The following is a 21,546-nucleotide window of genomic DNA, read 5'->3' as shown; positions in this document are numbered from 1 at the left end:
AAAGACGTGCTTACTTAAATTTAATAGAACCCAAAGCACCACCTATGTAGTAAAATGTTAAATACATACCAATACTACTATATATTTTTATTTTCTGCATTATTTAATGATTGAGAAACATCAACAATAATTTGAAGTTTTTTAATAATCTCATTCATAGCTTTATTTTCATCTTGTGCTGCAATACTAATACGTTCAATTTCTGATTGAGTGTTAATAATCTCATCAACAGTACGTTGCAATGCAGGAACAATTTGATCCACAACATTTTGTACATCCATAATTGATAAGCGAATGCTATCAGTTGATTTGTTACTTTGATCTGAGAGTTTACGTACTTCACTTGCAACTACAGCAAATCCACGTCCATGTTCTCCTGCTCGTGCAGCTTCAATTGCAGCATTGAGTGCTAAAAGATTGGTTTCAGTAGCGATGTACTTAATAGCCGTTGTAATTGAACCAATTTGATCAACTGCTGTATTGAGCTGTTGTGCCATATTATTAGTAACTTGTACATTTTCAACTTCGCATGTAAGTTTATTATTCACAATACCTATTGTACTGGCAGTATTTTCGATGGATTGGGAAGTGTTTTGAGTAATTAATGAAATTTCTTTTGTTTGAGCAGCCAATGTTTTAGAAATATCTCGAGCGTCTTGTAAAGATTTATTACTGTTAATAGCAGTTACTGTTTGAGCTAATGAACTAACACTTTTAGCTGTAGCAGAGCGTGGAGGACTTGGAATAACTTTGACGTTAGATTTTAAATAGTGGTTGTATTTACTATAAAGTGCTTTACCTTTGGAAACATAACCATCTGTTCCTATAATATAATTAGCATTACTTAAAGCTTCTTTTGTTTCTGATTCGCTACATTCATCAAAAGGAACAATTGTATAATGAACTTGATTTAGAGCATAGTAATTTAAAAACTTGAGTGTGACATTGGCACCTGATTTACTATTATTAAAAATTACAACGTTTTCATCTTTTGGAATACGGCTTACTTCGATAAAAAAATCAGTTGGAGGGATAAACTCTACACCAACAACAACTTCTTTTCCAAATTCTTTTACCATTTGGTCATAACGGTTAGTAAAACAGACAACTAAATCAAATTTGTTTACATCATAATTTTGATAATTACTAAGTGTTGCTTTTTCATAGATTGCTGTTGTCGAAAGAGTTGCATCAACTAAAGAAACAAGTTCCTGTGTAGTTGCTTCATTTGCGCCAATTAATAGTAGATTTACACTCATCAATAGTCCTTTTGTAGGTACTTCTATATTTATGAAAATAAAATTTATTCATTATAAAGATAAAGGCGGGATAAAAATAAGACTAATTAAAATTTAATATAAAAAGTTCTTAGTGCATTAGTGAAATTTTTCTTCGTTTAAAGCAGAAACCCTTTTTTCGCATAAGTATAATAGTTTTAATAATTGAGAAGTTGTCTCTTTAAGTTCTACATAATAAAGTTTTGCTTTATCTAGATCTAACGGATCTATATCAGATAAATTCATCATTTTTGAAAAAAGGCCTTTTTTCTTTTTTTTAAATAATATTTCAAATAGTTTTGCATATTCTTTATGCCATTGTGCATGTATGGTTTCAATATCATTAAAAAAAATAGATCCCCATAAATCTTTTAAACGATTATTTTCATCGTAAAGCCATTTACCAAATTCACATTCTGTACTATTTAGTGCAGTAGGTTTATCAATTTTTTGACCAGTGATGGCAGCAAGAATTTTATCTGTTTGGAAAACATGGACCTTTCTTATGTCTTGCATTTTTTGTAATGTTTGGTTTTTATTCATATTAAGCAATATCCTATTTTCTTAAGAAATTTTTATATTGTTTCAGAAATAATACTATATAATAACTATATTTTTTATAAAAGGTTAAATTATGTCTCATCCAATACCAACTAATAAAGAAATAAAACTTAGTACTAAAAGATATATTGTTTCTAAAACAGATACAAAGGGAATTATAACGTATGGTAATGATTATTTTATAGAGATTGCTGGATATAGTGAAGCGGAACTTTTAGGAAAACCTCACTCAATTGTAAGACATCCTGATATGCCAAAAATTGTTTTTAAATTGATGTGGGATAGAATCAATAAAGGCCAAAATATTATGGCTGTTGTTAAAAACTTAGCAAAAAGTGGTGATCATTATTGGGTGGTAACAGATTTTGAGCCTAAGATAGATCCTCTTACAAATCAAATTCTTTCTCATACTGCATTTAGAAAAGCAGCACCCAGAGAAGCTATAGATACAATGGAACCAATTTATGCAAAACTTTTAGAACTTGAAAAAGAGGGTGGCATGGAGGCTAGTGAAAAATATCTTTATGGATATTTGGAAAACAATAATACTACATATGATAATTTTATAAATAGTCTAGTCGAAAATAAAGGGCTTTTTAAATTGTTTTTTTCAACGATGAAAAAACTTTTTTCATAAAATAATAGATGCAGAGGTTAAATCTATTTTATGAATTTTTGTGCATAGTTGCAGTAAAGATTCCAGCCCCAATTAAAGCTGTTCCTCCTATTTGATTTAATCTTTTTCTTGCTGTGTAATTTTTTATTTTATGTTGAATCTTTCCAGAAAATATTGCAAAAGAAGATATAGTCATAAAAGTTACACAAGAGAATGAAAGCATTAAAATTATAAATTGAGGAAGAACATTTGCAGAAGTATTTACAAATTGGGGTAAAAAAGCAACAAAAAATATTATATTTTTAGGATTTAAAGCTGTCACTATTGCTGATGATTTAAACATTTTATATTGAGATATATTCTTTTGTGTAAACATATTAGAATTAACTTCAGGGGTTTCTTTGAAAGCTTTAATGCCTAAATAGATAAGATAAAATACTCCAAACCATTTGAGAATACCATATAGCACGGCAGAAGTAGATAGTATTGCTCCAAGCCCTAATAATGAGATTACCATAGCTATAAAGTCACCAAATAAAACTCCCAAAGCAAGAGGTGCTACAGATTTTTTGCCATAAGTAATTGCTTGTCCTATAACAAATATTACAGTAGGCCCAGGAATAATCGCAAAAACAAAAACGGTAGATACAAATGCTAACCAAATTTCAATACTCATAAATTTTCTCCTTAAAAGTATTTAATAGTATAGATTATAGGGTTTTTAATTTAATAATTAAATTAGCTTTCACATTTAAATAATAAATAGGGGGGAAGATTAAATTATTTTTTATAAACTATATACTTGATTTACTCATAAATTTGATAAATTCAATAAATAAATTTTTATCAATATCATCTATCATTTGTGTTTTCATAAGCCGTAGGGCTTCAAAAGAGCTAAAGGCATCTTTATATGAGCGTTTGGTTGTAAGAGCACTAAATATATCACTAATAGCTATTATTTTTGCAAAAGTATGAGTATTCTTAGATGTAAGTTTATCTGGATAACCATTTCCTCTTGCTTTTTCATGGTGGTTTCTAGCTGCTTTTAAAATATCCTCATTTTTTTCATTATGAAATTGTAATATTTCATAACTATGGATAGGATGAGTTTTCATAATCTCAAACTCTTCATCACTCAATTTACCTTTTTTGTTGATGATTTCTTGAGGTATCTTACTTTTACCAATATCATGCATCATCGCAGCATTTCCTATGTTAGATATATCCTCATAAGAAAAATTGAGATAATTAGCAAAACCTATAGAAAAAACAGCAACATCAACAGAGTGGGTATAGGTATAATAATCATGTGAGCCAATTTCCATCATACTTCTTATGGATGAATCATCTGACAATATAATATTGATTGTATTTTCAACTAATTTTTTAGAACGCTCAATCGCTTCTTTTGATTCTGGTTTTTCAAAAAGGTCATTAACTATTTTTGATGAAGTATCATAAATAAGTTTTGATTTATCTTTTAAAGAAACAAAAGTATCGCTAGTAATCTTACCCAAAACACTTTCTAAGTAGGAATAGTATTTTTTAGTATCTTCATTTTTAATATACATAGCTTTATTGGCAGATTGGCTAATAATAGATGCAAGTTTTTTGGGAAAGATATCATTTTGTTCTACTATCATCGAATAAAATTCTTCTTCTTTTCTATATATGTTAAAAGGTATACGAGTTTCTTCTTTAATAGCATAAAGAGGAATTTCAAAATGAAGATTACTAGACATGTTACACTATCCATAGCTTTTTTTCAGGATAGCACATACTTTATTAAAGAAGATATAAAATTATAATATAACCGTCATAAAGTAAGGCAGATGTAACTGCCTTACCAAAATTTATTAAACATCCATTACAATACAGTCTTCTGTAGGACAGGCTTCCATACAAGCAGGTTCATCATGATGGCCTACGCATTCAACACATTTGTCTGCATATACATAATAAATCTCAGCACCTGTTGGATTTTCATCGTCATCTACGATAGCTTCTACAGGACACTCATCAATACATGCTCCACAAGATATACAAGTATCAGTAATTTTTACTGCCATAATTTTTCCTTTATTTGATAATTTTTAATTAAAAGTTAAATAATATTAAACCAGTATTGTTTAGTAAAATAAATTAATGGTTTAATCTGACCAGTTTGAACCGGCACCTTTTTTTAATCAAGATATCTTCTTTAAAACGTTTTGCAAAAAAATTTTACATTAAGTTCGTAGCATAGAAATAGCATAACCTTATTAAAAAGTAAAAATATTAAAGTTATTTACTCACCACTAAGCACTTCCCCATCAAATGAGATGATTCCGTGTTCAAGATTGATGACTGTTTTATAACCCATATGTTTTAATATACGTTGACAGTATTCACTTCTACTACCACTGTAACAGTAAACAATGACAGGGATATTTTCTTGTCCATTTAGTTGTGACATTGCATTGTGAAAGCTTGTTGTAGGGACTAAAAAATCAGTACCTTTAATACGATTTGCTACCCACTCCATCCATTCACGAGTATCTACAAGATTAAAATTAACACAGCCATTTTCTCTGGCTTCTAGTAATGATTCAAGTTCATTTCCATCAATCTGATTTTTTTTCATTAAAGCTTGACACTCTTCTTTACTTAATCCTCGAGAGTGTGTATGTGCTGCTTCTTCCATATCTTCTTCTTGTGCAAGCTCTTTTGCATGCTCTGGAGTACAAAAAATTGTACAGTGGCATTTGCCATTTTGTGGAATTTCTTCGTTAAGAGCAGGAGTACAAGGGCATAAACGATTGTCTGCTTCAGTTTGTTCTTTTTTGGTTGCACCAATAACCATAAAACAAGGACAATAACGTTTTCCATAGATGATTTTATTTCGTGTAAGTCCTTGTTGGATTGATTCTTTTACTTCATCAAGAGGGGTATATTCAAAACCAAATTCCTGACATACTTTATCAGTAAATGCTTCTGTTTTTTCTAATTGAGTTAAGAATTCTGTTGAATTCATATCTATTTTTGTTATCACACACTTTCCTTATAATTTTTGGCTTATTATAATGAGTTTGTATTGAAAAAAGATTAAGTAAATATTTTATATGTAAAACAAAAAGTTTCTTACAAACAAATAGGGGTCAGGTCTAAACTCTAAACTTTTTGATATAATTTACCAAAGGAAACATCATGCCAAGAAGATTGAGAGTAGAAAACTGTGGTTATCATCATGTCTATAATAGAGGTGTTGCCAAGAGTAATGTTTATGAAGATGAGTACGATAAAGTAAAGTTTATAAAAATACTTTCTCAAGTATCAAAAGAGTACAAGTTTAACATTCACTCTTTTTGTCTTATGTCTAATCATTATCATATTCTAATAGAAAACAAAAAAGAAAATCTCTCCGATGGTATGCGTCAAATAAATTCACAATATGCAAGTTATTTTAACAAAAGACACCATAGAGTAGGGCACCTTTGGCAAGGTAGATACAAGTCTTGGTATGTGTTAAATGAGAACTATCTTTTTACACTCTTTCATTATATAGAACTAAATCCAGTCAAAGCAAAAATAAGTAACAAAATAGGTGAATATAAGTATTGTGCAACCTATAGCATATTAAAAGATGCAATACCTCCTTTTTTGCAAAACTCTTTTGTGTTGCGTGATTATCATACTCATGAGTTGTTTGATCTATTAAATATTTCACTTAAGAAAGATGAACTTGAAAATATAGAGAAACTTCATAAGAGTCGATACAAAAAAGAGGATGGAAAAGTTTTACATGTAAAGAAAAAAAATTTATGTGAATATTTTTTACATGTAGAGAATAAAAAACAGAGGAATGAAGCTATCTTAGAAGCTTATGAAGAAGAGTACAGTAAAAGTGAAATTGCAAAGCAGATAGGTTTGAGTGGTGCAGGAGTAGCAAAAATTATTAAAAAATTAAAAGAGTAAGATAATGAAAACAGATGTATTAGCTTTAGAGGAAGAAATTTGGGATAGATTTTTAAATATTACTTCATTGCATGTAGTTAAAAAAATGAGTATATATATCGTTTTGGAGATATTCCTTCATTTTTCTTTTACATTTATAAAGGACTGTTTCAAGCCTACATTATAAATGACTTAGGACACGAATATAACAAAAACTTTTTTCATGAGTATCGTTTTTTTGGACCTATGTCTTCATTGATGTTTCAAAAGCCAATTAATTTTGAAATAGAAGCTTTAGAAGATGGAATATTGATTGAGATAGATATAATATTTTTAAATGGTTGGTTCGAATCTCTGCAGTTATTGTTGCTTTAAATTTGTTGTTTTTTCATTAAAAAAGTATTTATTAAGAAAGAAAAATTAATTTAATGCTATTAAAATAGTAAAAATACTTAAAAAGTTTATAGTTTAGACCTGACCCCTATTTAGTTTTAATCCTTTTTTGAGTAAAATAAGAAAAATTAAAATAGTGAGGTTAATGTATGGAAAATATTTTCGACAGTAACCAAGATATACAAAGCATAAATATCGAAGATTCGATAAAGGCTAGTTATCTTGATTATTCAATGAGTGTTATTATTGGTCGTGCTTTACCAGATGCCAGAGATGGTCTAAAACCAGTACATAGAAGAATACTTTTTGCTATGAATGATTTAAGTATCAGCTCTCGTAGCCCATATAAAAAATCAGCTCGTATTGTTGGTGATGTTATCGGTAAGTATCATCCACATGGTGATACTGCTGTTTATGATGCCTTAGTTCGTATGGCTCAACCATTTGCTATGCGTATCCCTTCAGTAGATGGGCAAGGAAACTTTGGTTCTATCGATGGTGATAGTGCAGCGGCGATGAGATATACTGAAGCTAGAATGACGCCTTTAGCTGAAGAGCTTTTAAAAGATATAGATAAAGATACTGTAGATTTTACTCCTAACTACGATGATTCTATGAGTGAGCCTGATGTATTACCTAGTCGTGTTCCAAATTTACTAGTAAATGGTTCAAGTGGTATTGCTGTTGGTATGGCTACAAATATTCCTCCTCACTGTATGGATGAAGTGATTGATGGCCTTTTAGCAATGATAGATAACCCTGAGATTGAACTAGATGAGATGATGGGATATATAAAAGGACCAGATTTCCCTACAAAAGGGATTATTTTTGGTAAAAAAGGTATTTTAGATGCGTATAGTACAGGACGTGGACGTATTAAGATAAGATCTAAAATACATATGGAGAAAAAAGGTAATAAAGATATTATTATCATAGATGAACTTCCTTATCAAGTCAATAAAGCACGTCTAATTGAGCAAATTGCAACTTTAGTAAAAGAGAAGCAAGTTGAGGGAATAAGTGAGCTTAGAGATGAGAGTGATAGAGAAGGTATTAGAGTTGTCATTGAACTTAAGCGTGAGGCTATGAGTGAGATTGTTTTAAACAACCTTTATAAATCAACAAATATGGAAGTAACTTTTGGTGTTATCTTACTTGCTATTGAAAATAAAGAACCAAAAGTATTTAAACTTCTAGAACTTTTAAGACTATTTTTAAATCATAGAAAAACAGTCATTATTAGAAGAACAATTTTTGAACTTGAAAAAGCAAAAGCAAAAGCACATATCTTAGAAGGTCTTAAAATTGCTCTTGACAATATCGATGCAATTATCGAGCTTATTAAAGGGAGTGAAGATACAAAATCAGCAAGAGAAGGTCTTGTAGAAAAATTTGGTCTAAGCGATCTTCAAGCAGGGGCAATTCTAGATATGAAACTAAACCGTTTAACTGGTTTAGAAAGAGAAAAAATTGAGAACGAATTAAAAGCTCTTCATGAAGAGATTGAAAGACTAAGTGCAATTTTAAAAAGTGAAACACTTTTAAGTAATATTATTAAAGAAGAGTTAGAAGAGATCAAAGCTAAATTTAAATCTCCTCGTATAACTGAAATTGAAGATGATTATGACGATATAGATATGGAAGATCTGATTCCAAATGAGCCTATGGTCGTTACTATTACTCATAGAGGTTATATCAAAAGAGTACCATTAAAATCATATGAAAAACAAAAACGTGGTGGAAAAGGCAAAACAGCCGTTACTACATATGAAGATGATTTTATTGAAAGATTCTTTACATGTAACACTCACGATACACTTCTGTTTGTAACTGACCGTGGACAACTTCACTGGTTAAAAGTTTACAGAATTCCTGAAGGAAGTCGTACAGCTAAAGGAAAAGCAGTTGTAAATCTTCTGAATCTTGTAGCGGATGAAAAAATTCAATCAATCAACCCTACAACAGACTTTAGTGAAGAAAAATCTTTAGTTTTCTTTACAAAAAATGGTATTGTTAAAAGAACAAATTTAAGTGAATTCTCAAACATAAGAAGCAATGGTGTAAAAGCTATTAATTTAGATGAAGATGATTCAATCATAACAGCACAAATAGCAGATAAAGAGATAAAACAACTTTTTATCATGACTAAATTGTCTCAATGTATCAAATTTGATATTGAAAAAACTCGTGACCAAGGTAGAAATACACGTGGTGTAAGAGGTATTAAATTTAAACTTGAAGGTGATGAGGTAGTTGATGCGAATATCATTAAACATGATGAGCAAGAGATATTAGTAATGAGTGAAAAAGGTATAGGAAAGCGTACAGAAGCTGGGGAATACCGTCTGACTAACCGTGGTGGTTCAGGTGTAATTGCTATGAAAATGACACCAAAAACAGGTAAAAATGTTATTGGTTGTTTAATGGTAGATGAAACTATGGATATGATGGCACTTACAGTTGCTGGTAAAATGATTAGAGTAGATATGCAAACTATCAGAAAAGCTGGACGTAATACAAGTGGCGTTATCGTTGTAAATGTATCTGGAAAAGATGTTGTAAAAAGTATTGCTAGATGTCCTAAAAAAGAGGAAGAAGATGAACCAATGGATGATGAAGGTTCATTAGTAGAATAGTTTATAGATGATATAAAACTCTAAGAAAAGTTTAGTTTTTTATAAAAATAAAAAGTTGGAATAGGAGTTGCTTATGTTTAGCAAATTGATACAAAGGTATGCTATGAATAAATGGATGATATCCCTGTTTACGGGAATGGGTATGCTTATGCTGTTCTCTGGATGTGCTATGACACAAACAAGTACTACAGCACAAGTAAAGAAAGAGCCAAAGGTAATTGTTCAAAAAGTTGATAGAGAAGATATAAAACAAATTCTTCAAGAAGAAAAGTTTATTTATCTTAATAACAACCCAGATAGAGTTTTTGCAGTAAATGGTGAAGGGATTGCACCACAAAATACTGTTTCTCCAGCTCAAGCAATGGCTTTAGCAAAAAGAGCAGCGATTGCAGATGCATATAGACAAATGGCTGAAAAACTTTATGGTGTTCAAATCAATGCAAAAGATACTATCAAAAATGCAGCATTGTATGATTCTAGAATAGTATCTCAAGTAAATGGTCTTGTAAAAGATGCAACTATTACTGAGCATGATTTTAAAGATGGTTTATTTATAGTAAGAATGGAACTAAAGATGAATGGTGCTAGGTGGAAAGAAATTTTTGCTTATTAATTTTCTTTACATGTAACTTGATTTCAAGTGAAAACTTTTGGTTTTCCTATAAATCAGCTACTACTAATAAACAAATAGTATATGAGGAGAGAAATATCTCTCCTCTAATGCTTGATTCAAAAAATGATAAATATAAATTTTTATGCAAAATAGATACTCAAAAAAAGCAGTATCAATCTACCCTTCATTTTTTAAATGAAAACTTTAATAAACTTCTTCCTTGTTTTTATCCAATGAGTACACAAGTGATAAGTAGAACACTTATTGAGACAAAAGGTGTATTAGATAGAAGCGTACTTACTATAACCCCCACACAATTTACAGTAGATTTTAAAGACCAATTTGCTAATATAAGTGTTTTAAGATAGATTCTAAATATTTCTTTAAAAAGGGGATAACTGGGTGAATATAGCAATAGTCGAAGATGACATCAATATGAGAAAATCTTTGGAGTTCGCTTTAAGTGAATACAAAGAATTTTCGTTAACTACATATAAAAGTGCAATTGATGCGCTCAAAAAGATAGATAGTAGTGTAGATTTAATAGTCACTGATATAAATATGCCAGGGATGGATGGGATAGAATTCATAAAAGAGTTAGATGGTAGATATGATATTATTGTAATTACTGGAAACGCTACACTAAATCGTGCTATTGAATCTGTTAGGTTAGGAGTTAAAGATTTTTTAACAAAACCTTTTGAAGTTGATACTTTGGTAGATGCTATAAAAAGACAAGTAATAATAAGTAAAAAAGTAAAAAGTAGTAAAAAAGACGATTCAAAAAGTGACAATAGTGATTTTGTGGCAAGTTCAGATGCTTTAGATAAGGCATTGAAACTTTCAAAAAAAGCAGCTAGAACCGATGCTTCAGTTTTACTTATGGGTGAGAGTGGAGTGGGAAAAGAGTTATTTGCAAATTTTGTTCATAAAAACTCTCCAAGGGCTAAAGGAAAGTTTATAGCTATAAATATGGCAGCTATTCCTGAAAATTTACTTGAGAGTGAGCTTTTTGGATATGAAAAAGGTGCTTTTACAGATGCGACAACTTCAAAAAAAGGTCATTTTGAAATTGCCCATGGAGGGACACTGTTTTTAGATGAAATTGCTGAGATGCCTATAAGCTTACAAGCAAAACTTCTTAGAGTTCTCCAAGAAAGAGTTATAACACGTGTAGGTGGGACTAAAGAGATAGAAATTGATGTTCGTATAGTAAGTGCAACAAATGCCGATATACACAAAGCAATCGAAAAAAATGAGTTTAGAGAAGATTTGTATTATAGATTAAATACAATACCAGTAAAAATCCCTTCTCTTCGAGAAAGAAAAGAAGAGATAGAACCAATTGCAAATTATACATTAAAAGAAGTTTGTAAAAAATATGAACTGGATGAGTTAGAGTTTTCAAAAGAGGCTTTAAAAGAGTTAAATAGTTACAGTTGGCCAGGAAATATTAGAGAATTAATTTCAGTAGTTGAAAGAGCAGCTATTTTAAGCGATAATAATGTGATTAGTTTAGAAGATCTTTTTTTAGATAGTAGAAATACAAATAAAACGAAATCAATAGATAGTATGGAAAAAGAGTTGATACAAGAAGTTTTGCAGAGTGTACAAGATGATAAATTGGAAGCTGCAAAAATTTTGGGTATGAGTAAAGTAGTATTAGACAAAAAAATTAATAAATATAACATAGAGGTAGCGTTATGAAAAAATATAATGTAGCAATAGTAGGTGCAACAGGAGCTGTAGGCGAAGAGTTGTTTAGAATATTAGAAGAAGTTGATTTTCCAATTAATAATTTAATTCCCTTAGCAAGTAGTAGAAGTGCTGGTGTAGATATAGAATATAAAAACAAACATTACAAAGTTTTAGAGTTAACAGAAAATATTTTTGAAGAAAAAGACATAGAAATTGCATTTTTTAGTGCAGGTGGTTCAATATCTGCTCATTATGCTAAATTTGCAGCAGAAGCGGGTGCCGTTGTAATAGATAATACAAGTCACTTTAGAATGGAAGAAAATGTACCTTTAGTGGTTCCTGAGTGTAATCCAGACGATATTACTAGTTGGAAAAATACTGGGATTATTGCAAATCCAAATTGTTCAACTATTCAAATGGTACAAGTTTTAAAACCACTTGATGATGCATTTGGTATTAAAAGAGTTGATGTTAGTACTTATCAAGCAGTAAGTGGAGCTGGAAAAGCTGGTATGGAAGAGTTAGTTTCACAAATGCAAGACTTTTTTGCTTTTAAATTAGCAGAGTGTGAACCAAAAGTATTTCAACATCAAATTGCTTTAAATGTCATTCCTCATATTGATGTTTTCATGGAAAATGATTACACAAAAGAAGAGATGAAAATGGTAAACGAAACTCAAAAAATTCTTGGAAGAAACATAGAAGTAAGTGCTACATGTGTTAGAGTTCCTGTAATAAGAAGTCATAGTGAGTCAATTACTATTCATTTTGAAAATGATATAAGCGTAGAAAAAGCGGTACAAGCTTTAAAAGATGCACAACATGTCACAGTGATAGATGATCCGGCTAAAAATGAGTATCCAATGCCTTCAACAGCTAGTGATACTGATGAAACTTATGTTGGTAGAATTAGAAAAGATATTAATAGAGATAATGTACTACATCTTTGGTGTGTTGCTGATCAATTAAGAGTGGGAGCTGCAACAAACTCTGTTCGTATTGCACAAAAGTGGATTGAGATGGAAGGCTAATTATATATATGTTTGAAAAGGCTTTATGGTCAAGTAGACTTTTAACTATATCTGCAGTAATTTTTGGTCTTTTAGGAGCAATAATTCTATTTTTAATAGCAAGTGCAGATATAGTACACGTTTCAATTATAACGTTTAAATATTTTTTTGCTGCATATCATCCTGAAAACTTTCATGCAGATATTGTAAGTGAAATTATAGGCGCTATTGATTTATATCTTATTGGTGTTGTGCTATTTATCTTTAGCTTTGGTATTTATGAGCTTTTTATATGTGAGATAGAAGAAACTAACGAAGGTGGAGAATCAAAAGTTCTTCACATCACCTCTTTAGACCAGTTAAAAGATAAAATAGCAAAAGTTGTAGTGATGGTTTTAGTTGTAAACTTTTTTCAAAGAGTTTTGCATACAAGTTATGATGGGGCATTAGAGATGCTATATTTTGCAGGTTCGATTATGGGACTTGCTATTGGATTATATTTTTTAAATAAGGTTGGTAAGTAAGAATGATTTTTGTAGATGCGTGTTTTGGAAAACCTACATCACATACACCAGTATGGATGATGAGACAAGCTGGAAGATATCTTCCTGAATATATGGAAGTAAGAGCTCAAGCAGGAGATTTTTTATCTCTTTGTAGAGACCCAGAAAAAGCTTGTGAGGTAACTCTTCAGCCAATGGATATACTTGGTGTTGACGCAGCAATCTTGTTTAGTGATATTTTAGTTGTTCCTATGGAAATGGGAATGGAATTGAAATTTGTAAAAGGGGAAGGTCCTCTTTTTCCAAATCCGATAAAAACAATGGAAGATTTAGACGCATTATGTATTGAAGAAGCAGCAGATAAATTAGAGTATGTATATGAGACTATCCGTCTTATTCGTGGCAAACTAGCAGCAGATAAAGCACTTATTGGTTTTTGTGGTGCTCCTTGGACACTTGCTACATATATGATAGAGGGTCAAGGTACAAAAACGTACGCAATAGTTAAAAAGCTTATCTACTCAAACCCTAAGTTTATGCACGCACTTCTTAGAAAAGTAACAGAAGTTATTAAAATCTATATGCAAAGACAAATTGAAAATGGCGTTAATGCTGTTATGATTTTTGATTCATGGGCTGCTGCTCTTGAAGAGAGTGCATATTTTGAATTTTCATGGGATTATATGAAAGAAATTTCAGCGCATTTAAAAGCAAAATACCCTCATATTCCAGTGATTATGTTCCCTAAAGGAATTAGTGGTTACTTAGATAAAATTGATGGTGATTTTGATGTATTTGGTGTTGATTGGTCAACTCCATTAGAACTTGCTAAAGAGAAACTTGGTGACAAGTATGTTCTTCAAGGCAATATGGAACCAACAAGACTTTATAATAAAGATGCGATTAAAGAGGGTGTTGAAAAGATAGTAAAAACTATGGATAACAATAACCGTCATATTTTCAACCTTGGTCATGGAATATTGCCAGATATCCCTGTTGAAAATGCAAAATACTTTATTAAACAAGTTCAAGAACAAACTAAAAGATAAAACAATAAGGGAGGTTTTCCTCCTTATCCTTACATGTAAAGAGAATTCCATGAATAAAATCGTTTTTGGTCCAATAACTTCAAGAAGATTTGGACAGTCTCTTGGTATAGATTTAAGTCCTGATGCAAAACAGTGTAATTTTGACTGTATTTATTGTGAATTAAAAGGTGCAAAACCAGTAGATACTATACAAAATCCTCCTTCAGTACAAAAAGTAGTCGATGCAGTAAAAGAGGCACTTTTAAAGTATAAAGATATAGATGTCATCACTCTGACTGCAAATGGTGAACCAACACTTTACCCTCACTTACAAGAGTTGATACAAGAGTTAAACAGTATCAAAAAAGATTCAAAGTTATTGATACTTTCCAATGGTGCTACATCTTCATCTAAACAAACAAGAGAAATTTTAAAAGAGATAGATATAGTAAAACTCTCATTAGATTGTGCAACACAGAGATGTTTTAACAAGATAGATAGACCTTTAAAAGGTTTACATGTAGAAGATATTGTGCAAGGTATAAGAGAGTTTAGAAAAATATACTCTAAAGAGCTTGTTATAGAGATTTTAGTTGTTGCAGGTATCAATGATAAAGAAGAAGAGTTTGAAGCACTTAGAACTATTTTAAAAGAGATACAACCAGATAGAATTGATATCAGTACGGTAGATAGACCACCAGCTTATGATGTAAAAAGTGTTTCTATTCCAAGACTCAAAGAGTTAGCGGGTATCTTAAGTTCACTTCCTATAAGTTTAGCGTATAAACGGGATTATAGTGAGGAAAAAAGAGATTTTACCAAAGAAGAGATCTTAAATATGATAGATAAAAGACCACAAAGCTTTGATGATGTTCATATTAGTTTTTCAACAAAAAGTATACAAATACTTGAACAATTAGTAGAAGAAAATTTCTTACATGTAAAGAGTGTTGCTGGGGTTAATTTTTATAAGTTAAAAGATAGAGCTTAAAGAAGCCCTATCTTTTTTGTTTATGCTTTAGCAGAAGTTTTTATTCTTGCTTTTTGCATGAAATATATTGCTATATAAATAGCTATACCAATCACATATGATAAGTAGTGACTTGGAAGATGTAAAATTGGTTGCATAATCTTTGGTAAGAACATCAAAGGAACTATTGCTAAAAACATTAATCTCTCTATTGTATTTACCTTCGTTATAAAATAACTTTGTGTTGCAGAACTAAAGGCAAACATACCTATAACTGCAGTTATAAAAATAATACCAATTTGTACAGGATCTGTTATCCATTGCCATTTTGTTGCATCATCAGGATCGATAGCATCTACACCACCTATGAGTAAAAGTTCATTATTGAAAAAGAACATAAAAGGCAATATAGCTGTTCTCATATCGTAAGTAAAGCCTTGGATACCTGTTTTAATAGGGTCAGATTTTGCTATACCAGCTGCCGCATAAGCGGCAATTCCCACTGGTGGCGTATCATCTGCGAGTATCCCAAAGTAAAATACAAAAATATGTGCAGCAATTGCAGGTATGAGGTAACCACTGTCAAATGCTAGAGTCATAATAACAGGAGCTGTTAAACTTGCCATTACAATATAGTTTGCAGTTGTAGGAAGTCCCATACCAAGTATAAGTGAAGTAACAGCAGTGAGAACAAGTACAAGTATAATGTAGCCATTTGATAACTCTTCAATGACTTCGATTAAGACTTGTCCAATTCCTGTGAGCGTAACAGAACCAACAACCATACCAGCAACTGCTGTTGCAATTGCAATTGGTACCATGTTTTTTGCTCCATTGACCATACCATGACCAATATCTATAAAACCTTCAAAAAATACATGTTTTGTAAGTTTTTCTTTTTTTATCAAGGCAAAAATTGGTTTTTGTACCACCATAATCATCATCATAAAAGCTATACCACTCATAGCTGCACTTGTTGCAGACTCTCTTAATCCAATAAGTGTATATACTAAGAAAAAGATAGGAATAATATAATGAATCCCTCTTATAAATGAGTCCCATTTTTTAGGTAATTTTGCAGGGTCTTCTCCCTCTAATCCAAGTTTTAATGATTCTAAATGAACTATATAAAAAAGTGCAAAATATGATACAAAAGCAGGAATAAAAGCGGCCATAACAACATCAGTATAACTCAGCCCTAAAAACTCAGCAATAATAAATGCTGCAGCTCCCATAATAGGAGGCATAAGCTGACCATTTGTTGAGGCTGCTACTTCAACTGCGGCTGCTTTGTGTTTAGGAAAACCTAATCTTTTCATTAGTGGAATAGTAAATGTTCCTGTTGTAACGGTATTTGCGATAGATGAACCTGAAATAATACCTGTAAGTCCTGAAGCTGCTACTGAAGCTTTTGCAGGCCCTCCTCTGTATTTTCCAAGTAGAGCATACGCTAAGTTGATAAAATATTCACCAGCACCAGCTCTCTCTAAAAGTGCACCAAAGAGTACAAATAAGAAAACAAAACTCGAACTAACCCCAAGAGGTACACCAAATATCCCTTCGGTTGTTAGATACATTTGTCCTGAAATTTTAGCTATACTCGCACCCTTATGTGCAATCAAATCAGGCATATATTGTCCAAAATAATCATACACTAAAAAGAGTAGAGCAATAATGGAAAGTGCAGGCCCAAGAGCACGTCTTGAAGCTTCTAAAATAAGTACAATAGAGACTATTGCAAATATAATATCTCTTTGTAAATATAATCCCGGTCTATAAGAAAGACCAGTATAATCTATATAAACATACAGGGCTCCAGCAGCAGAAACTGTGGCTAAAATAAAATCATACCATGTTATATTCGAACGCAAGTGAGGCTTTTTTTGCATTGGGTACATGAAGTATACTAGTACAATAGCAAAAGCTAAATGCACAGAGCGCACAAATACACTATTTACCGGCACAACACCAACATAAAGTTGATAGGATGACCATGCAAAGGCTATAATAGCAACCATCCAATATTGCCATTGTCCTGTTGGAAAGATTCTTTGACCTTCTAATTCTGTGATTAACTTTTCTTCAGCATCCAGTTCCTCTTCACTATCAAAAGGATCTCTCTTTTCAGATAATTCTTCGAGTAAGGTATCACTTTGTGGTGTTAAATCTATCTCTTTTTCATCATAATTCATAAGTAATATCCATGTTTAAATTCTCAGTGTGAGATACTATAGAAGTATCTCACATATATATTGAGTTTGTGTGAACTATAAAAGTCCAGCTTCTTTAAATGCTTTTATAGCACCTGGGTGTTGAGGAGCACTTAAACCATCTAAAAGAGATTTTTTAGTAATAGTTTTATATGCAGGGTGTAATTTTTTAAATGCAGCAAAGTTGTCTAAAATTGTTTTAGTAACAGTATATACTGCTTTGTCACTGATTTTATCACTAGTTACAAGAACAGCTTTTACACCAATACTTGGAGTATCATTAGTAATTCCTTTGTAAAAAGTTCCAGAAATAGTACCTTTTGCATAATAAGGGTATTTGCTAATTAATGCATCAATATTTTTACCAGTTACAGGCACGATATAAGCATCTGTTGAGTTAGCTGCATCTTTGATATTTGCCGTAGGATGACCAAAAACACCAAAATAACCGTCTATTTTCTTATCTTTAAGCATGTTAGGGCCTTCAGTTGACTTTAACTCACTTTTAAGAGCTAAATCACTTGGGCTAACACCTTCAGCTTTCATTACAATTTCAGCTGTAAGACGAGTTCCAGAACCTGGTACATCTATATTGATTTTTTTACCTTTTAAATCTGCAAGAGATTTTATGCCAGTGTCTTTTCTAACTACTAATGCTAATAATTCAGGATAGATAGCGATAACACTTCTTAATCCTTTGTAAGGATTACCTTCAAATTTTTTCTCACCATTAAGTGCATAATATACAACGTCACTTTGAGCAATACCAAAATCTAACTCGCCAGCACGAATTGTATTTACATTATAAACAGAGCCTCCAGTTGACTCAACTGAACATCTGATACCAGTTTTTTTCTTTATCTTGTTTACAAGACGACAAACTGCGCCACCTGTTGGATAGTAAGTACCAGTAACTCCACCTGTTCCAATAGTGATGAATTCTGCACCAAAAGCAGGGATGCTAAGTGCTCCAGCCAATGCGATAGTTGCTAATTTTTTAGTCATAAAGACTCCTTTTAAAAAAATTATATATGGTAATTATTCTATCGACTTTTATCTGTTTTTAACATAAAAGCTAAATTAGCCATATAATTAGAAAGAATTTGAAATTTTTTTCAAAAAACTATTGACATTGAATAGATTTTTTACTATAATTTCGTCCTCGTTAGCGTGTTCCGGATTAGCTCAGCGGTAGAGTAGGTGACTGTTAATCACTTGGTCGCTGGTTCGAATCCAGCATCCGGAGCCATTTTATTTTTAACTTTCAAAACAAAATATTTCAAACCACTTAAATTTTTATAATAACTTTTTGTATTTTAACAATCTAGCAGATTTATCAAGCTTTTTATTTCAGGTATGTCTATAGTCCTAAATGTAGTTCATACAACTGTATTTTCCATCTTTTTTAAGTATTTGACCATATTTACAAAATCCTCACCTAGTTCAGTACGCATAAGATCTATATGAGTATCTATAAATGCATTTGAAAACTCAATCTCAGATAAAGGCACAAGAGCATCAAATGATAATCCTAGTTGATTAAAAGAGTAATTAAAATCTGTTATCTCTTCTTCTTGAGATATATCAATAGCATGTGTGATTGCTTGCATGTTGATTCTCATTATAAGAAGCTGTTGGTCTTGCTCTGATATGGTGCTAATAGAATCAGCTATTCCATTAATGATGTAATCATAAATTATTCGAGAGAGTACAATTTGTTTTTTAGTTTTTAAAGACAGTGTTTCCATAACATCACTTTATTATCAATTTTTTTGATTATAGCATACATACAAATAGACTTTATCATGAAGACTTTGTTTAACAAAATTAAATCTACATGTAGAGATGTATACTAATATATCTGATTTAAAATATGATATGCCACAATCAAAAATGGAATTCTCTCAATTAATATCATTTTAACTGGAAAACAGTCCGCTGAATTTAGAATATAAGTATAATTATGTTAGAAAAGAAAAAGATACTAAATATTTTAAAAAAATATAAAATAGAACATGATGCTGACTATGGTATTACAAAGATAGGTATATTTGGTTCAGTTGCTAGAGATGAATCAAATGAGAGTAGTGATGTTGATGTTGTAGTTGAACTAAAAAAACCAAACCTTTTTACTCTTTCAAGTATAAAGCAAGATTTAGAAGATAAATTAGAAAATCGTGTTGATGTTGTTAGAATTCGAGATAAAATGAATCAATTTTTAAAAAGCAAAATTACTAAAGAAGCTATATATGTCTAATGAAGTTTTATTGGAAGCTTTAAAACAAATTTCTATTTCTTCAAAAAGAATTTTATAAATATAAATTTTTTCTTAAAATAATTATTAATAAAAATTTTTATATTTATATTTAAGATGTCACGTAAGATATCACGTGCTATTGTTAAACTTCCATATCAAAATTATTTTATGGAGGTTTGAAATGAAAAAGGAAATGGTCTCAAGAAGAGATGCCCTTAAAATAGGTGCTTTAGGTGCAGCAGGTTTAGCAATGCTAGGTGCAACTAATGCAACAGCAGCAACAATCCTTGAAAAAGATGTTAAATTTGATGAAACATATGATGTAATCGTAATTGGTACAGGTTTTGCAGGTCTTGCAGCAGCCGCTAAAGCATCTCAAAGAGGTTTAAAAGTACTTGTTGTTGAAAAGATGGGTCGTGTTGGTGGTAACTCAGTTATCAACGGTGGTGGTATGGCTGTACCAAAAAATCGTTTACAAACAGAATATGGTATAAAAGACTCTAATGAATTATTTATAAAAGATTGTTTAAAAGCTGGACTTGGAATTAACCATGTTGAACTTTTAGAAACTATTGCAAATAGAGCACATGAAGCATTTGAATTTGCTGTAGAATGTGGTGCTAAATTTCAAGATGATAAGCCACCTCTTCAATTTGGTGGTCACACTGTTCCTCGTTCAGTTTTTACAAAAAATTCAAGTGGATCAGGAATTATTAAACCAATGACTAAGTTTGTTGAAGGTCTTCCTGGTTGTAAAATTGTAAGAAGAACTAAGTTTGATGATTTTGTAATGGATGACAAAGGTGGTGTTGTTGGAATTACAGTTAGAACTGGTTATAGATTCAATAAAAAACTTTTAAGTGATGATGCAGAAAACACAACTGGTGAGAAAAAAGTATTTAGAGCTAAAAAAGGTGTTATTTTAGCAGCTGGTGGTTTTAGTGCAGATAAAGTTTTCAGAAAACTTCAAGATCCTAGATTAGGTGTTGATCAAGATGTGACTAATCATTTAGGTGCAACTTCTGGTGCAATGTTAAAAGCATTCCAAATTGGTGCAATGCCAATTCATATTGGATGGATTCAACAAGGTCCATGGGCAAGTCCTGATGAAAGAGGTTTTGGTACAGCTCCACATATGACTCAAGGTGGTGTTTTTAAATACGGTATCGCTGTAGATATCAGAAATGGTAAGCGTTTCATGAATGAAATGGCTGATAGAAAAACTCGTGCTGATGCTGAATATAGAATTCTTCATGAAGATCCGACTGCAAATCCTGTTGCGTTTGGTACATCAAATACATTTGATAAAAATGTTATTGCTACAAGAGAAAAAGCTCTTAAAGCTGATGTTATGAAACAATTCGACACTGTTGATGCATTAGCAGCACATTACAAAATTCCAGTAGATGCACTGAAAGCAAGTATTAAAAAATACAATGATGGAACAAAAAAAGGTGTTGATGAATTTGGTAAACCAGTAAAAACTTATAAAGGTCAATGTATAGAAGATAAGGGACCTTATTTTGCTATTCGTTTACAACCAAAACCACACCACACAATGGGTGGAGTTAAGATTAACACAAAAGCACAAGTAATTTCAGGAAACACAATGAAACCAATTGCAGGATTATATGCAGCTGGAGAAGTAACAGGTGGTACTCATGGAGCGAGCCGTTTAGGAAGTGTAGCTGTAACTGATTGTTTAACATTCGGTATGATTGCGGGAGAAAATATTTAATTATGAAGAATAAAAAAACTCTTTTTTCTCTAGGGTTTTTTTTCATTTTTAGTGTAGCATTTTTGTTCGGAAGTAGCAGCGAAAAAGCTGCTGCTCCTGA

General features: G+C 31.3%; 22 protein-coding genes and 1 tRNA gene. 14 read left to right on the top strand and 9 right to left on the bottom strand.

The genetic code is table 11. The features are described from left to right. Window positions 1–77: 77 nt before the first annotated feature. A complete protein-coding gene (locus K354_RS15335; protein WP_024954737.1) occupies window positions 78–1,259 on the bottom strand; it encodes a methyl-accepting chemotaxis protein in 1,182 nt (393 codons plus the stop codon). A 117-nt stretch (window positions 1,260–1,376) separates the two neighbouring features. Continuing rightward, window positions 1,377–1,820, bottom strand: a complete 444-nt coding sequence (locus tag K354_RS0106725; protein WP_024954736.1) for a CZB domain-containing protein — start codon at window positions 1,818–1,820, stop codon at window positions 1,377–1,379. Between the two features lie 91 nt (window positions 1,821–1,911). Here K354_RS0106725 and K354_RS0106720 point away from each other — a divergent pair, with 91 nt between their 5' ends. Continuing rightward, window positions 1,912–2,475, top strand: a complete 564-nt coding sequence (locus tag K354_RS0106720) for a PAS domain-containing protein (protein ID WP_024954735.1) — start codon at window positions 1,912–1,914, stop codon at window positions 2,473–2,475. 28 nt (window positions 2,476–2,503) lie between these two features. On the opposite strand, the gene K354_RS0106715 is transcribed toward K354_RS0106720, so the two are convergent. From K354_RS0106715 to K354_RS0106700, 4 genes are all read right to left on the bottom strand, one after another. Next, window positions 2,504–3,130: a LysE family translocator gene (locus K354_RS0106715; RefSeq protein ID WP_024954734.1), complete on the bottom strand. Its 627-nt coding sequence runs from the start codon at window positions 3,128–3,130 to the stop codon at window positions 2,504–2,506. A 118-nt stretch (window positions 3,131–3,248) separates the two neighbouring features. Then, complete coding sequence (locus K354_RS0106710; protein WP_024954733.1) at window positions 3,249–4,199, bottom strand: HD-GYP domain-containing protein; 951 nt, start codon at window positions 4,197–4,199, stop codon at window positions 3,249–3,251. A gap of 114 nt (window positions 4,200–4,313) precedes the next feature. Continuing rightward, window positions 4,314–4,526, bottom strand: coding sequence for a 4Fe-4S binding protein (locus K354_RS0106705; protein WP_024954732.1), 213 nt, complete (start codon window positions 4,524–4,526; stop codon window positions 4,314–4,316). Between the two features lie 218 nt (window positions 4,527–4,744). Then, on the bottom strand, window positions 4,745–5,488 hold the full coding sequence (locus K354_RS0106700) for a ferredoxin-thioredoxin reductase catalytic domain-containing protein (RefSeq protein ID WP_024954731.1): 744 nt from the start codon (window positions 5,486–5,488) through the stop codon (window positions 4,745–4,747). Window positions 5,489–5,643: 155 nt separating this feature from the next. Between K354_RS0106700 and K354_RS0106695 the strand changes: the two genes are divergently transcribed. From K354_RS0106695 to K354_RS0106650, 10 genes are all read left to right on the top strand, one after another. Continuing rightward, window positions 5,644–6,411: a transposase gene (locus K354_RS0106695; protein WP_024954730.1), complete on the top strand. Its 768-nt coding sequence runs from the start codon at window positions 5,644–5,646 to the stop codon at window positions 6,409–6,411. A 93-nt stretch (window positions 6,412–6,504) separates the two neighbouring features. Further along, window positions 6,505–6,765 (top strand): cyclic nucleotide-binding domain-containing protein, encoded by a 261-nt coding sequence (locus tag K354_RS14885; protein WP_084607336.1) that lies wholly within the window; start codon window positions 6,505–6,507, stop codon window positions 6,763–6,765. Window positions 6,766–6,932: 167 nt separating this feature from the next. After that, entirely contained in the window at window positions 6,933–9,419 is a 2,487-nt protein-coding gene (gyrA, locus tag K354_RS0106685) for a DNA gyrase subunit A (RefSeq protein WP_024954729.1), read from the top strand. Between the two features lie 115 nt (window positions 9,420–9,534). Beyond that, window positions 9,535–10,032, top strand: coding sequence for an LPP20 family lipoprotein (locus K354_RS0106680; protein WP_156928217.1), 498 nt, complete (start codon window positions 9,535–9,537; stop codon window positions 10,030–10,032). Continuing rightward, complete coding sequence (locus K354_RS0106675) at window positions 10,008–10,400, top strand: hypothetical protein (RefSeq protein WP_024954727.1); 393 nt, start codon at window positions 10,008–10,010, stop codon at window positions 10,398–10,400. Before K354_RS0106680 ends, K354_RS0106675 begins: the two co-directional genes overlap by 25 nt. 34 nt (window positions 10,401–10,434) lie before the next feature. Beyond that, a complete protein-coding gene (locus tag K354_RS0106670; protein ID WP_024954726.1) occupies window positions 10,435–11,739 on the top strand; it encodes a sigma-54-dependent transcriptional regulator in 1,305 nt (434 codons plus the stop codon). Then, window positions 11,736–12,761: an aspartate-semialdehyde dehydrogenase gene (locus tag K354_RS0106665; protein ID WP_024954725.1), complete on the top strand. Its 1,026-nt coding sequence runs from the start codon at window positions 11,736–11,738 to the stop codon at window positions 12,759–12,761. Before K354_RS0106670 ends, K354_RS0106665 begins: the two co-directional genes overlap by 4 nt. Window positions 12,762–12,769: 8 nt before the next feature. Further along, window positions 12,770–13,264, top strand: a complete 495-nt coding sequence (locus K354_RS0106660; RefSeq protein WP_024954724.1) for a YqhA family protein — start codon at window positions 12,770–12,772, stop codon at window positions 13,262–13,264. A 2-nt stretch (window positions 13,265–13,266) separates the two neighbouring features. Then, the gene (gene hemE, locus K354_RS0106655; protein WP_024954723.1) at window positions 13,267–14,292 is read left to right on the top strand and encodes a uroporphyrinogen decarboxylase; all 1,026 of its coding nucleotides are present in this window, start codon (window positions 13,267–13,269) and stop codon (window positions 14,290–14,292) included. Window positions 14,293–14,341: 49 nt separating this feature from the next. Next, window positions 14,342–15,262, top strand: coding sequence for a radical SAM protein (locus K354_RS0106650; protein ID WP_024954722.1), 921 nt, complete (start codon window positions 14,342–14,344; stop codon window positions 15,260–15,262). Window positions 15,263–15,282: 20 nt separating this feature from the next. Here the strand turns inward: K354_RS0106650 and K354_RS0106645 are convergent, their stop codons facing one another. Together K354_RS0106645 and K354_RS0106640 are read right to left on the bottom strand one after the other, a co-directional pair. Further along, window positions 15,283–17,433: a TRAP transporter permease gene (locus K354_RS0106645; protein WP_024954721.1), complete on the bottom strand. Its 2,151-nt coding sequence runs from the start codon at window positions 17,431–17,433 to the stop codon at window positions 15,283–15,285. Between the two features lie 75 nt (window positions 17,434–17,508). Then, the gene (locus K354_RS0106640; RefSeq protein WP_024954720.1) at window positions 17,509–18,456 is read right to left on the bottom strand and encodes a TAXI family TRAP transporter solute-binding subunit; all 948 of its coding nucleotides are present in this window, start codon (window positions 18,454–18,456) and stop codon (window positions 17,509–17,511) included. A 169-nt stretch (window positions 18,457–18,625) separates the two neighbouring features. Between K354_RS0106640 and K354_RS0106635 the strand changes: the two genes are divergently transcribed. Further along, a tRNA-Asn gene (locus K354_RS0106635) sits at window positions 18,626–18,700 on the top strand. 130 nt (window positions 18,701–18,830) lie between these two features. Here K354_RS0106635 and K354_RS0106630 read toward each other — a convergent pair. After that, window positions 18,831–19,199, bottom strand: a complete 369-nt coding sequence (locus K354_RS0106630) for a hypothetical protein (protein WP_024954719.1) — start codon at window positions 19,197–19,199, stop codon at window positions 18,831–18,833. 215 nt (window positions 19,200–19,414) lie between these two features. Here K354_RS0106630 and K354_RS0106625 point away from each other — a divergent pair, with 215 nt between their 5' ends. Continuing rightward, window positions 19,415–19,708: a nucleotidyltransferase family protein gene (locus K354_RS0106625; protein ID WP_024954718.1), complete on the top strand. Its 294-nt coding sequence runs from the start codon at window positions 19,415–19,417 to the stop codon at window positions 19,706–19,708. 181 nt (window positions 19,709–19,889) lie between these two features. Further along, window positions 19,890–21,446 (top strand): flavocytochrome c, encoded by a 1,557-nt coding sequence (locus K354_RS0106620; RefSeq protein ID WP_024954717.1) that lies wholly within the window; start codon window positions 19,890–19,892, stop codon window positions 21,444–21,446. Window positions 21,447–21,546 lie beyond the last annotated feature (100 nt).

The sequence above is a fragment of the Sulfurospirillum arcachonense DSM 9755 genome (assembly GCF_000597725.1).
Taxonomy (GTDB): domain Bacteria; phylum Campylobacterota; class Campylobacteria; order Campylobacterales; family Sulfurospirillaceae; genus Sulfurospirillum_A; species Sulfurospirillum_A arcachonense.
This window is presented reverse-complemented; position numbering and strand designations above follow the sequence as displayed.